The sequence below is a fragment of the Tabrizicola sp. genome, assembly GCF_031377265.1.
Lineage (GTDB): Bacteria > Pseudomonadota > Alphaproteobacteria > Rhodobacterales > Rhodobacteraceae > JAUYQR01.
The window spans coordinates 1-13,306 of record NZ_JANMET010000300.1 but is presented as its reverse complement, the minus strand read 5'-3'; the positions used below and the strand labels follow the sequence as shown (position 1 = coordinate 13,306).

At 61.9% G+C, this 13,306-nt stretch carries 11 protein-coding genes and 3 pseudogenes; 10 read left to right on the top strand and 4 right to left on the bottom strand.

Going from position 1 to position 13,306, the window contains the following annotated elements:
* The coding region (locus RMO18_RS16645) for a histidine phosphotransferase family protein (RefSeq protein ID WP_309667415.1) at window positions 1–423 on the top strand (423 nt) is incomplete at its 5' end.
* On the opposite strand, the gene RMO18_RS16640 is transcribed toward RMO18_RS16645, so the two are convergent.
* The 3 genes from RMO18_RS16640 to obgE are packed head-to-tail and all read right to left on the bottom strand — an operon-like array spanning window position 413 to window position 3,812.
* Complete coding sequence (locus RMO18_RS16640; RefSeq protein WP_309667414.1) at window positions 413–1,672, bottom strand: glutamate-5-semialdehyde dehydrogenase; 1,260 nt, start codon at window positions 1,670–1,672, stop codon at window positions 413–415. The two genes, RMO18_RS16645 and RMO18_RS16640, sit on opposite strands and share 11 nt — an antisense overlap.
* 2 nt (window positions 1,673–1,674) lie before the next feature.
* Window positions 1,675–2,802 (bottom strand): glutamate 5-kinase, encoded by a 1,128-nt coding sequence (proB, locus tag RMO18_RS16635; protein ID WP_309667412.1) that lies wholly within the window; start codon window positions 2,800–2,802, stop codon window positions 1,675–1,677.
* Window positions 2,790–3,812, bottom strand: coding sequence for a GTPase ObgE (gene obgE / locus RMO18_RS16630; RefSeq protein WP_309667410.1), 1,023 nt, complete (start codon window positions 3,810–3,812; stop codon window positions 2,790–2,792). Before obgE ends, proB begins: the two co-directional genes overlap by 13 nt.
* 648 nt (window positions 3,813–4,460) lie before the next feature.
* Here obgE and RMO18_RS16625 point away from each other — a divergent pair.
* The 6 genes and pseudogenes from RMO18_RS16625 to RMO18_RS16600 form a co-directional block, all read left to right on the top strand.
* Window positions 4,461–4,565, top strand: a pseudogene (locus tag RMO18_RS16625) (IS5/IS1182 family transposase); the annotation flags it as partial.
* Window positions 4,563–5,291 carry a GMC oxidoreductase gene (locus tag RMO18_RS16620; protein ID WP_309667416.1) on the top strand — a complete coding sequence of 243 codons (729 nt, stop codon included), beginning with the start codon at window positions 4,563–4,565 and terminating at the stop codon, window positions 5,289–5,291. The pseudogene RMO18_RS16625 and the gene RMO18_RS16620, both read left to right, overlap by 3 nt.
* Window positions 5,288–6,619 carry a cytochrome c gene (locus RMO18_RS16615; protein WP_309667409.1) on the top strand — a complete coding sequence of 444 codons (1,332 nt, stop codon included), beginning with the start codon at window positions 5,288–5,290 and terminating at the stop codon, window positions 6,617–6,619. Before RMO18_RS16620 ends, RMO18_RS16615 begins: the two co-directional genes overlap by 4 nt.
* A 90-nt stretch (window positions 6,620–6,709) precedes the next feature.
* Window positions 6,710–7,159 (top strand): annotated as a pseudogene (locus RMO18_RS16610) (IS5 family transposase); the annotation flags it as partial.
* A gap of 38 nt (window positions 7,160–7,197) precedes the next feature.
* Window positions 7,198–7,407, top strand: a pseudogene (locus RMO18_RS16605) (ISKra4 family transposase); the annotation flags it as partial.
* Window positions 7,408–7,614: 207 nt separating this feature from the next.
* Window positions 7,615–8,391 carry a PRC-barrel domain-containing protein gene (locus RMO18_RS16600; RefSeq protein ID WP_309667407.1) on the top strand — a complete coding sequence of 259 codons (777 nt, stop codon included), beginning with the start codon at window positions 7,615–7,617 and terminating at the stop codon, window positions 8,389–8,391.
* A 190-nt stretch (window positions 8,392–8,581) separates the two neighbouring features.
* On the opposite strand, the gene RMO18_RS16595 is transcribed toward RMO18_RS16600, so the two are convergent.
* The gene (locus tag RMO18_RS16595) at window positions 8,582–9,601 is read right to left on the bottom strand and encodes a hypothetical protein (protein ID WP_309667405.1); all 1,020 of its coding nucleotides are present in this window, start codon (window positions 9,599–9,601) and stop codon (window positions 8,582–8,584) included.
* Between the two features lie 593 nt (window positions 9,602–10,194).
* On the opposite strand from RMO18_RS16595, the gene RMO18_RS16590 reads away from it, so the two are divergent.
* The 3 genes from RMO18_RS16590 to RMO18_RS16580 form a co-directional block, all read left to right on the top strand.
* Window positions 10,195–10,491, top strand: a complete 297-nt coding sequence (locus RMO18_RS16590) for a PRC-barrel domain-containing protein (RefSeq protein WP_309667404.1) — start codon at window positions 10,195–10,197, stop codon at window positions 10,489–10,491.
* An 803-nt stretch (window positions 10,492–11,294) separates the two neighbouring features.
* Complete coding sequence (locus RMO18_RS16585; protein WP_309667402.1) at window positions 11,295–11,780, top strand: DUF892 family protein; 486 nt, start codon at window positions 11,295–11,297, stop codon at window positions 11,778–11,780.
* A 148-nt stretch (window positions 11,781–11,928) separates the two neighbouring features.
* On the top strand, window positions 11,929–13,306 hold a 1,378-nt coding region (locus RMO18_RS16580; protein WP_309667400.1), incomplete at its 3' end, for a catalase.

Here is a 13,306-nt window from a genome sequence, read left to right as displayed (position 1 = left end):
CGGTTCTTCCGGGTGGCCTTCGGCATCGCCTCGGGCGACCAACGCATCGGCAAGACCGAGGTGACGTCGATCCTTACCGACATGACGCGCGGTGGGCGGCTGATCTATGCGTGGAACAGCGCCGCCGATCTGCCACGACGTGAAGTGCGCCTGATTTTCCTGCTGTTGCAATGCCTTGAAACGGCAATGGCCTACGGCGGCCGGGTGCAGATTGACCGGATCGAGCCGCACTGGAAGATCACCGCCACGGCACCCCGCCTGAAGGTCGATCCCGCCCTGTGGGAAGTGCTGACAGAACTGCACGCCCCGGCCGAAATCGGTGCGGGTCAGGTTCAATTTGCGCTGGTACCGCAGGAATTGCAGCGTCAGGGCCGCCGGTTGGTGACCGAGATTCAGGAAACCAGCATCAGCCTCAGCTTCTGATCGTTCCATCCCCGGTGACCAGATATTTGAAGCTGGTCAGCTGTTCGGCGCCCACCGGCCCGCGGGCGTGCATCTTGCCGGTGGCGATGCCGATTTCGGCCCCCATGCCGAACTCGCCGCCATCGGCGAATTGGGTAGAGGCATTGCGCATCAGAATTGCAGAATCGAGCCGCTGGAAGAACCGCTGGGCGGTGGCGTCGTTTTCGGTCAGGATGCTTTCGGTATGGCTGGAGCCATAGCGGCGAATATGGGCAATAGCTTCATCGACACCGTCCACCAGCTTGGCCGAAATGATCATGTCCAGGAACTCGTGACCAAAGTCATCGGGGCCGGCTTGCACAGTGCCGGGGACCTTCAGCAATTCCCCTTCGGTGCGCACTTCGACACCCGCCTTGATCAGGTCTTCGATCAGCACCGCGCCGTGACGGGTGTAAAACTGCCAGTCTATCAACAGGCATTCCGCCGATCCGCAAACCCCGGTGCGCCGGGTTTTGGAATTCAGCACCACGCGCCGGGCCTTTTCCAGATCGGCGTCGCGGTCAGCATAGACGTGACAAATCCCTTCCAGATGCGCAAATACCGGCACCCGCGCCTCACGCTGAACCAGGCCCACAAGGCCCTTGCCGCCGCGCGGCACGATCACGTCGATATAGTCGGTCGCGTGCAGCATGTCGGTCACCATCTGGCGATCGCGCGTCGGGATCAGCTGGATCGCGGCCTCCGGCATTCCGGCCTGCCGCAAGCCTTGAAGCATGCAGTCATGGATCGCGGCGGAGGAGTGAAAGCTTTCCGACCCGCCGCGCAGGATCACGGCATTGCCTGCCTTCAGGCACAGCGCCCCGGCGTCTGCAGTCACGTTCGGGCGGCTTTCATAGATCACCCCCACCACCCCAAGCGGGGTCGCCACGCGCTGGATATGCAGGCCCGAGGGTCGATCCCATTCGGCCAGCACCCGGCCTACCGGATCGGGCTGTTCGGCTACGGCGCGAAGACCATCGACAATGCCGCGAAGCCGCCCCTCGTCCAGCCGCAGTCGGTCAATCATCGCAGGGCTAAGGCCCTTGGCGACCGCGTAATCCAGATCCAGAATGTTGGCGTCGAGAATCTGGTTGCGGCGGGCCCACACGGCTTCGGCCGCACCAATCAGGGCCGCGTGCTTGCGGTCGGCGCTCGCATAGCTGAGTTCGGTTGCAGCCGCCCGTGCCCGGATGCCGATTTCGGTCATCAGATCAGAAATTTGCCCGTCCATTCTCACACCACCATATCGTCCCGATGCACCAGCGCCGCACGCCCGGCATATCCAAGAATAGCCTCGATCTCACCCGACTTGTGCCCAGCGATGGCGCGCGCCTCTTCCGCAGTATAGCGCACCAGCCCTTTGCCCAAAACCACTCCGTCAGGTGACAGGATCGACACCGGCTCGCCCCGTCCGAAATTGCCGGTCACCGCCCTGACGCCTGCAGGCAGCAGCGATTTTCCGGCCCGCAACGCGGTGACGGCACCGGCATCCAATTGCAATTCGCCCTTCGGCTTCATCGCCGAAATCCAGCGCTTACGGGCGGCCTGTGGGTCGCCTTGCGCCACGAACCACGTGCGGGCCGCCCCCGCAGCCAGCGCCTGCAGCGGCCGCATCACCGAACCCTCCATGATGGCCATCGCACAGCCCCCCGCTACGGCGGTCTTGGCCGCCATCAGCTTGGTCTTCATGCCACCCTTGGACATGCCGGAAATCGGGTCCCCGGCCATCGCCTCAATCGCGGGGGTGATCGCTTCCACCAGATCGAAACGTTGTGCAGAGGGGTCCTGCTTAGGGTTGGCCGAATAGAACCCATCGACATCGCTGAGCAGGATCAATTGGTCCGCCCCGACGGTAACTGCGATCTGGGCCGCCAGCCGGTCATTGTCACCAAACCGGATCTCGTCAGTGGCGACGGTGTCATTCTCGTTCACGATAGGCACCACGCCAAAGCCCAGCAGCGTTTCCATCGTGGCGCGGCTGTTCAGGTAACGCCGGCGGTCGGTGGTGTCTTCCAGCGTCACCAGCACTTGCGCCGTGGTAATGCCATGCGGTGCCAGAACCTCTTCATAGGCGCGTGCAAGCCGGATCTGGCCAACTGCCGCAGCCGCCTGCGCCTGTTCCAGCGTCAGAACCCCATCACCCAGGTTCAGCACCTTGCGCCCCAGCGCGATGGAGCCGGAGGAGACCAGCACCACATCGCAACCCCGGCCGCGCGCCTCGGCCACATCCAGCGCCAGCGCACCCAGCCAATCAAGCTTCAGGCCCCGCGTGCGGTCAACCAACAGCGCCGAGCCGATCTTGACGACCAGCCGTTTCGCCGCGCGGATATCGGGCGCCTCAAGGTGCGTCAGGGTTGCCACGGGCCGTCCTCCACCACCGGAGCCTCGCCGATGATCTTTGTGCGCAATGCCCTGAGTGTGTCTTGCAACCCCTGCCCGGACACCCCCGAGATCACCATGACCGGCCCACCGCTGGCCTTTTCCAGCGCCTTGCGGCGGGTGGCGATGGTCTTGGCATCCAGCGCGTCGCATTTGTTCAAGGCCACGATCCGGGCCTTGTCGCCGAGGATGTCGGAATAGGCCTCCAGCTCGGTCACGATGGTGCGGTAGTCCTTGGTGATGGTCGAGGAGGTGCCGTCGACCAGATGCAGCAGAACCTTGCAACGTTCGACATGGGCGAGGAACTGGATGCCAAGGCCGCGGCCTTCGCTGGCACCCTCGATCAGGCCGGGGATATCGGCCATCACGATCTCTGCGCCGTCGATCCCGACAACGCCGAGGTTCGGCACGAGGGTGGTGAAAGGGTAATCCGCGATCTTGGGGCGGGCGTTCGACACGGCGGCAAGGAACGTGGACTTTCCGGCATTGGGCAGGCCGACCAGCCCGGCGTCGGCAATCAGTTTCAGCCGTAGCCAGATCGTCCGTTCGATCCCCTCCTGCCCCGGGTTGGCACGGGCCGGGGCGCGGTTGGTCGAGGATTTGAACCGCAGGTTGCCCCAGCCGCCATTGCCGCCATGCGCCAGTTCAACCCGGTCACCGACATTCACCAGATCGGCGATGACGGTTTCCTGATCTTCGTCCAGGATCTCGGTGCCCAGCGGGACCTTCAGGATGATATCCTCGCCCGTCTTGCCGGTGCGCTGGCTGCCCATGCCGGGCTGGCCGTTCTTGGCGAAGAAGTGCTGCTGGTAGCGGTAGTCGATCAGGGTGTTCAACCCCTCGACCGCCACCGCCCAGACCGAGCCGCCATTGCCGCCGTCGCCACCATCGGGGCCGCCGAATTCGACGAACTTTTCGCGCCGGAACGACACGCAGCCGCCGCCGCCGCCGCCCGAGCGGATGTAGACTTTGGCGAGGTCGAGGAATTTCATGGGGGCGGGCTTTCAGGCAAGGGTTTGGGGGATTGCGATACAGGAAGCCGGGCCGCACCTCAAGCGAGGTGAGGGGAGGCTAAAATCGGGGATGTCCACACGTGGACAAATTTTGAGTGTCTTGAAATCAATGGGTTACACGACCGAGTTCATAAATTGTTAAGGTTTGTCCGCCGCCGTGGCCATTTCAACGCGCAGGTTGACCGCGAAAAGGCGCGGCCAGAGGGGTGCGTCCGGCATCATTCGCGCTGCCGGGTGCAGGTCAGGACCGGTACAGATATGGCGGGACCGGTGGAAATGTGACTGTTCGACTGGGAACGTTGCCGGGTGGACAGACAGTCCAACGTTGCCATGATCGGCGGTTGGAAGGCGGGTTTGAGCCCATCGCTGCCTTTCAGCCACGTTTCGTCTAAAGCCCCTCTGTCAGCCCCTGCCGATGGTCATCGGCACTTCTTTGCTTCCTCAGAACGCTCAAATTTCATGAGAAACCCAGGCTCACCAACCAGGCTTTCAAGGTCGGATGAATCTGAAAGGTAGCGGAAACCCCATGGGCTAACCGTTGACAAGCCTTCACTCTTGATCGGCGTTGTTGCACAACTCTGATGTTGGAGGATTCACGTCGTGAATCCATGTGGTTAGACGTGCCGCATGAGCAAACCATCACCCGCCCGCTACCGCACCACGAACTGGTCCAGCCGCACTGCTTCGCTTCGCAAGCGCGGGTCGCTGCTGATCTGGCTGGACAAGGACATGATGGTCGGGGGCACGACGGCGTTCTTCGAGGACGTGGAGTTCAACCCTTTCGTCGGCTCAGGCTCCACGGGATATGTCATCGACGATTACGCGACCAACCAGATCGATTTCGCCGCCGAAGGCTTCATCGGTGGCGGCTACATCCACGCCTCGCAGTCCAACGGGCAGCCGATCCGAAACCTCCCCCTGCCGAAGGGTGTGCCGGGCTGGGGGGCGGGGTGGAAACAGGGCGTCAAGGACTGGTACGGCCATTCGATGAACGTCAGCTTGCATGGCTCCAACATGGCTTACCGGGATTGCTACCTTGACCTTGATCCGACCTACACCGACCGCCATGGCAGGCCGATGATGCGGATGACGTTCGACTGGAAGCCGAACGATATCCGCCTGTCGCAATTCATGAAGTCGAAGATCGAGCCGATCGTGCAGGCGCTGAACCCGACATCCTACAAATCGTCCTACAAGGATGTGGGCGCGCGCTATGACATCCGCCCCTATCAGTCGACGCATAATGTCGGTGGCACGGCGATGGGCGCGGACCCCGCCACATCAGTGCTCAACCGCTATCAGCAAAGCTGGGACGTTCATAACGTCTTTGCCCTGGGCGCGGGGTCATTCCCGCAGAACCTGCAATACAATCCTACGGGGGCACTTGGCGGCCTGGCTTACTGGACGCTTGATGCGATCCGCCGCGACTATCTGCGCAATCCAGGGCCGTTGGCGTGACCACCGGGGCCAAGTTCCTGCGGGTGATCGGCGTGCTGGTCATTTTGGGCGCGGTTGCCCTGCTGGGTGTCATCTTTGTGCCAGTCCAGCGGACGCCAGCGCAGGTTCAGGTGGCGGCGGATGCAGTCGTCGTTGCCGGTTCGGGGGAATACGCGATGCGATTGGGCGATTGCATGGCCTGCCATACCGCCAAAGGCGGCGTGCCATTTGCCGGCGGCTACCCGATCGATAGCCCGCTTGGAACGATCTATTCCAGCAACATCACGCCAGACCCGGACCATGGCATAGGCAACTGGACGTTGGACGATTTCCGCGCGTCGCTTTATGACGGGATCGACGAGGAAGGCCGCCACCTTTATCCCGCGATGCCATCGGACAATTACCGCAAGCTGAGCGAAGCCGATATTGTCAGCCTTTTCCGCTACCTGATGGACGAGGTCGCGCCGGTTGCCAGTGATCCGCCCGAGACGGATCTTTCCTTTCCCTTTGATCAGCGCTGGGGCCTGCGGCTGTGGAAATGGGTCGCCTATGAAAAGGCAGGGTTTGCGCCGCGCTACGACGATCTGATACTCGACCGGGGCGCCTATCTGGTTGAGGGGCCAGGCCATTGCGGCGCGTGCCATAGCCCACGCTCGGCTTTGTTCGTGCAGTCTGGCTATTCCCCGGATGACGGTGACTTCTTGTCCGGCGGGGTGATAAACGGGTGGGCGGCCCCCGCATTGCGCGGACCCGGCAGTGCGCCTGCCATCTGGGACGAGGCGCAACTGGTGGCCTTTCTCCAGTCCGGGCGCAACAACCATGCAGGCGTTGCGGGCGAAATGGCGTCCGTGGTCGAGGACTCCTTGCAATACATGACCGATGCCGACGTGACAGCGGTCGCCCGGTATCTGCGCCATGTGGCGACCGACGCCAATGCGTTGGCCACGCCAGGCCTGCGCAGCGGTGAGGCCACCCAAAGTGGCACTGCCGCGATGCTGCTGGCTGCTTCGCCCGATATGGACCTTGGCGCGCGGCTCTACCTCGACAATTGCAACGCGTGCCACTTCAGCACAGGTTTCGGCGCGGATGGCGTCTTTCCAGAGCTTGTCGGAAACGCCAGCGTGCTTGCCGACGAACCCGGTGGTTTCCTGCAAGTCATCCTGGCTGGAGCGGCGATGCCGTCAACCGCCACGCGGCCCGCGCGGCTACGGATGCCGTCGTTCGGCGAACGGCTATCCGATGATGAGGTGGCGGCACTGGCAACGTTCGTGCGGCAGGCATGGGGCAATGACGCAAGTCTGGTGGTTGCGGAAACCGTACGCGAAGTGCGTGCGAACTTGCCGGAATGATCTTCTCAACGTGACCCGGTCATGCTCGCAAGCATTTCTCGGAAAAGGGTTTTTCCAGAAATGGGCAGAGTCCTTTGCCACCAGCCTCTGGTCGAAAAAGGGGGGCTCGACGACCAGAGGAGCCGTCTGATCGGCCGAACCAAGGGCGGCATGAACACCAAGCTGTATGCCGTCACCGATGGCGACGGCCGCCCGATCCGTTTCTTCATGACGGCTGGCCAGGTCAGTGACTACACCGGCGCCGCGGCCCTGCTGGGCAGCCTGCCACCCGCCGAGTGGCTGCTGGCCAACCGGGGCTATGACGCTGACTGGTTCAGTGATGCGTTGAAAGACAAAGGCATAAAGCCCTGCATCCCAGGCCGGAAGTCGCGTGAAAAGCCCATCAAACACGACAAGCGCCGCTACAAACGCCGCAATCGAATCGAGATCATGTTCGGACAACTGAGGGCCTGGCGTAGGATTGCGACACGCTACGACAGGTGCCCGAAGGTCTTCCTTTCCGCCGTCGCTCTCGCCGCAGTCGTCACGTTCTGGCTATGAAACGGGAACGAGTCCGGACCCTCGCGAGTAGCATGGAGTCCCTCTTGGACTTTGACCGCCGCTATCGTATTGGGCTGCCGATTTCGTCATCGCGCGCAGAAGGTTCGGTCGATGACGTTGCCAATGCCCGGATGGAGAAGCGTAGAAGGAAGAGGTGGTCGCCGAGAGGTGCTCACCGAGTTGCCGTCACCAGAGCTGCTGTCCTGGATGGTTGCCTGACAGTCGCACATAGCAAACGTGACGCATGACCCCCATATTTTGTCCACTCCCCAACCTGCATCAAGACAGCCGGGAACGATATCGCGGACAGTTCGTTCTGATGGGATAGTTTGGAATCTTGAACCTAGGCCCTGTTTCCGCCCGGCCCCGTGGTGCGGCCAACGCTCCGAACCAAGGAACGACCCAGTCCATGAGCGCATTCTTACAGGGCGCAACGCGCCAAAGGAGTTGAACCCATGTTAATCAAGGCAACGGATACAACAGGTTACGATGTTCAGGCCAGTGATGGCACCTTGGGGAACGTCATCGATTTTCTGTTTGATGATGCCAGTTGGACGGCGCGCTGGCTGGTGGTCGAGACGGGCAACTGGTGGGCGGACCACCGCGTCCTGATCCCGGCTTCGGCGCTTGGCCATCCCGACACAGCGGCGCGCACTTTCCCGGTCAACCTGACGATGGCACAGGTCAAGGGCAGCCCGGATGTGGACACCCACCGTCCGGTGTCGCGTCAGTTCGAATCCAGCGCTTACGACTATTACGGCTTCAGCCCCTATTGGGGGACCGATCTGTACATGAGCGGTTTTGCATATTGGGGTGGCATGGTGCCGATGGCGCCCAGTCTGGAAATGGAACGGCGCGACGACGAGATCGTCCAGATGATGCGTCAGAATGAAGACGCCAACCTGCGCAGCGTGGCCGAGATCAGCGGTTATCACATCCACGCCACCGATGGGGAAATTGGCCACCTGTCGGATGTGCTGATCGAGGATTCAGATTGGTCGCTGCGCTATTTGATCGTCAACACCAGCAACTGGTGGCAGGGCAAGGAGGTTCTGATTTCGCCGCGCTCCACACACTCCATCCGCTGGACCGAGCATCTGATTTATCTGGGCGTGAACCGCGACCGTATCCGCACCAGCCCCGAGTACGATGCCTCCCGCTTGATCGACGCGGCTTTTGAGGCGGATATGGCCAGCCACTACGGCCCGACAAAGCCAGCCGACGCGGCCTGAGCGCACCAGAATTTCCCGAAGATGACGGGGCGGCCCAACCGTGGGCCGCCGGAAAACGGGCAAGTCTTGCCAGATATACATCCTGGCCCGCGCGACAGTTCCCGTCTTCCCTTTTCCATGCGCTGCGGACTGCCCGGCCGGAGGGAGACAAACCACCGCAAATGGGTGGCTTGTCGTCTTTGCACGTTTATCAGCCCCGATAGGCAAAGCCGCCAAAGATGCGGCCCTCGTCGCGGTGTCGGCCACCACGGACAGCACCAACATAGGCCGCAGCCGCAGCCACCATCGCAGCGGATGCCAGAAGGAAGGCGGACAGGATCGCACTGACCCGCGCCACCTCGGTCGCTTTTATCGCAACCGCCTCCGCGTCGGCGGCAAGCTTGTCAGCCTCTGCTTTGGCATCGGCCAGGCCCTTTTCGGCATCACTGCGCGCCGTTTGGGTGGCTATGATTGCCGCATCCACCCGGGTTGCCGCCTCGGCGGGCGTGGCACCGGTGCTGGTCACGACAGCACTCACCAGATAGGCGCGCTCAGGGTCCGAAATTTCCCCGGTTTTCAGAACGTTGCCAAGGATGGCCGCCGTGTCGCCTGCCATCGTCGCCGGATCGGCGGGTGTCGTGCCGACTGTGTTGGGGCGCAACAAAGTGCGGTTCAGATAGTCCATCGGGCCGGTCGTTGCGTCGTCCTGCACCACCCCGGCCACTGCGGTGATCGCCCCTTTGTCGGCCTCTGCCACCACGGTTCCGGTTGCCTGAACCACGCTTCCGGCAACGGCCCCGGCGCCAGATGCCACGGCCCCGACGGTTGCCACTGTCGTGGACACCGCAGTCCCCAGCACAAAGACCGAAACGATGATGCCCAATCCCCAGACTACAAGGCCGTTGAGCCCGTCGCGGGCCGTCACCTCGTCCGCACTGACGGAATCGACGCGACGCCGCATCCGCCCGGCGATGTAGCCACCTGCCATGTAGCTGGCAACCAAAGTGACCACGACCCAGATGGCGCTCAGGATCAGCATCAGGTTGAAGCTGCCCTCGCCCGGTTCGGCCGAGATGGTCGATAGGCCCAGGGCTGCGCCAAAGCCGGTAAAGACCGAAGCGATGGCCACCGCAACCACGGCGCCGCCGAATATCGCGGCCCAGTCCAGGTAGGATCCTTCCAGCACTTTGTCCGGAGCGGAAAGCAGGGTGTTTTCTTCAGTTCGTTCCATGGTCATCCCCTTTTCTTTCTTAACGCAGGCCGAGAAATGACAAGACAAACAGGACGACGACCACAAGGCCGACGAGGTAGATGATGCCGTTCATTTGGTATCCTTCCGATTATGCCGGCAAAAGCATCGGCATTTCAACTGAAGTAGAACGTCTGAGGCGGGGCAAAGTTCCACAGCCAGGGCCCGAATTCGCAGGCCGGCTGCGCCGTGGCCCCAAGCGTCACTTGAGCCATGCTTTGGTCGAATTTCCTGTAATCCTGGCTTCAGTTCAATGCATCGGGGCTGCTTGCTGACGAACAAACGAACCGGGTGGGGATAGGTTCGCCAGGCGACTGACCCGGCGCTATGGCATTGCAGACGCGAGAGGCGGGGTTTCTCGTTTTCCGATGACGTCAGGGCACATGAACAGTCGTGTTTGGCGGTCCGGGACCCGGTTACAATCTGTGCGCAACGCGTTGGATCAGGGGCGGGGCCATCCGGTTCAACGCGTTGGACGTGGCACGGAATGCGACAAGTCAGGGAACGTTCGGCCCTTTGGGGCGTTCTCGCCGGGAGCCACAACGCTCGTGACTGACCCAAAGGAGAACAGCCAGATGGACCATTCAACACACACTCGGCTTGTCGACAGCGAACTCAACGAAGCGAACCTGATGGATGCTGTGGTATATGGCGCGGATGACGAGAAAATCGGCACCGTTTCGCATGTGCACGGCATGGGGGCCGCGACGCAAGTGATCGTGGATGTTGGCGGATTTCTTGGCATGGGAGCAAAACCGGTTGCCCTGACGACGAACCAGTTGAACTTCATGCGCGATGAAGAAGGCGACGTTCACGCGACCACTTCGTGGACGAAAGAGCAGATCAAGGCGCTGCCGGAGCATCATCACTGATCCTCGGGCCCTGCGACGCAGACCAGCCTTTCCACGCATTCGGGCCAGCGAAGGCCATCGCTGGCCCGTCCCGACCAAAGGGAAAGCGACGGTGAAAGTAGTTATTTTAGCGTTTCTGGCTATAGCCGTGACAGGGACCGCGATCGTTCCGAGGTTCTGCAAAAAGGCTATAGTCAGCACCCAGGCAGGGTATGGCGCAAGCCCCGCCCTGCCTGGCACAAACTTTGGTCTGATCCCGACGGTCAACATCGCCCCGGCTGTCGGCTGGCCAGACGGTGTTACATTTGGCGATGCATTGGTCGCCGAAGGTAGCGCCCCCGCTCAACACGTCGCAGGGTCCGGCCTGAAAGGCCAGGTGAACACGGTTTGGCAGGTTGTGCCGGATGGGGCGGCCTCATGAGCGTTCTGTGCGACATGCTGAACCGCCGGTGTTTGACCGTTGCCGCTTCTGCGATTGGCGGAATTCCACCTACGCCGAAACTGACCCTGGAACGTCCGTGGCGGCGGCACGTTGATCTGGTGCGCGTTCGGCGCGGATCAGAGGAGAAAACTACAATAGCTGACACTGACCCCAACAAGCCTGAACTTCACGGTGCGGCCGCTTCGTCGCACGGCAAAGCTGACGCTGCAAAGGATCAGGCCAAACCGTCGAACGCAAAGTCCACGGAACCGGGCCGCCCGGCTCTCGCTGCGGGCAACAAAAGCGCCAGCGGCAAGAAATCCCATTGATGCGGCTCAGTCAGGGTCAAATGGGCGCAATCCAGCCAAATTGACCGCCTCCCACCTAACCAAAGGACCATCCCATGAAAACGCTCGCAGAAGCCTTCCACCACACCCTGCAAGACATCTACTATGCTGAAACCGCACTGACCAAGGCGCTGCCGAATGTGGCAAAGGCCGCAGGCAATGCAGAATTCAAGGAACTGGTGCAGGCCCATCTGACCGAAACCAAACAGCAGATTGTCATCCTCGACAAGGTGTTCGCCTCGATCGGGCAAAAGTCCGTCGGTATCAAATGCGACGCGATAGATGGTCTGATCAAGGAAACCGACGGCATCATCAAGGACGCCACCGGCGTCGCACTGGACGCCTGCCTGATTGCTGCAGCGCAAGCGGTCGAGCACTACGAAATTGCCCGTTATGGCGCGCTGCGCGAATGGGCCAAGGTTCTGGGCCACACCGAGGCGCATGATCTGCTGAGCCAGATCCTCGACATGGAAAAGGCCGCAAACTCCAAGCTGACCGGTGTGGCCGTCAGCGCGGTCAACATGGCCAAGAAGGCTGCCTGACGCCGAACGCCCCCATTGCCTCGGCTGAGGATCAACCGCAGCCGGGGCCGCTAGCTGAAATGGCGAACTGCCCGCTGAAAAAGACACCTCGGCCTCAAGCGACCGGCCACCGCCGATCCGCACCGGCCCGCACTCGTAAGGATCGCCCGTGAAAACGCCCACGCAATCATCAGACCTGAATGACCTGATCTCGGCCCGGGGTGAGGGAGGTGAGATCCACCAGCGTGCGCAAGACGGCTTGGAACGGCTGACCACCGCCCAAGGTGTGGTGATTGCGGACAACCAGAATTCGCTTCGGGCTGGCGCGCCGGGGCCGACGCTGCTGGAAGATTTCGCCCTGCGCGAGAAGATTTTCCACTTTGATCACGAGCGCATCCCCGAACGTGTGGTGCATGCCCGGGGCTATGGCGCGCATGGCACCTTCACTTGCACCCGCGCGATGGCAGATGTGACCCGCGCTGCGCCGTTCGCGGCGGTCGGCAAACAAACTGAAGTATTCGTGCGGTTTTCCACCGTGGCCGGCAGCAAGGGTTCGCCCGATCTGGCACGCGACATCCGGGGCTTCGCCGTCAAGTTCTACACCGATCAGGGCAACTGGGATCTGGTCGGCAACAACGCGCCAGTCTTCTTCATCCAGGACGCCATCAAGTTTCCCGACCTGATCCATGCCGTGAAACCGACCCCCGACCGGGACTTCCCACAGGCCGCATCGGCGCATGACAATTTCTGGGATTTCATCTCGCTGACCCCTGAAGCCATGCACACGATCATGTGGGCGATGTCAGACCGGGCGATCCCGCGATCCTTTACGACGATGGAGGGGTTTGGCGTGCACACCTTCCGGTTTGTGACGGCCGAAGGTGTCTCGACTTTTGTCAAATTCCACTGGAAGCCCCGGATGGGTCTACAATCCGTCGTGTGGGACGAGGCGGTGAAAAGCAATGGCGCCGACGCCGACCGACACCGCCGCGACCTGTGGGATGCCATTGACCGGGGCGATTTTCCGGAATGGGACCTCGGCGTCCAGCTGTTCGATCAGGCCTTTGCCGATGGCTTTGCGTTCGACGTGCTGGACCCAACCAAACTGATCCCCGAAGAGGACTGCCCGGTGCAGATCATCGGCACCATGAAACTTGACCGGGCCGTCGAGAACTTCTTTGCCGAGACTGAGCAGGTGGCCTTCTGCACGGCCAACGTGATCCCCGGCATCGACTTTACCGATGACCCGCTGCTGCAGGGGCGCAACTTTTCCTACCTGGACACCCAGTTGAAACGGTTGGGCGGCCCGAACTTTACCAAGATCCCGGTCAATGCGCCCAAGGGCTGCCCGGTCAGCAATAACCAGCAGGATGGCCATATGCAGACCGCCCACCGCAAGGGCCGGGTGAATTATGAACCGAACGGCTGGGGCGAGGGGCCGCGCGCCGATCCGTTGGAAGGCTATGTCAGCTACCGCGCAGCGGTAAGGGGCGACAAGGCCCGGTTGCGCCCTGAAAGCTTCGCCGACCACTACAGCCAGCCGCGCC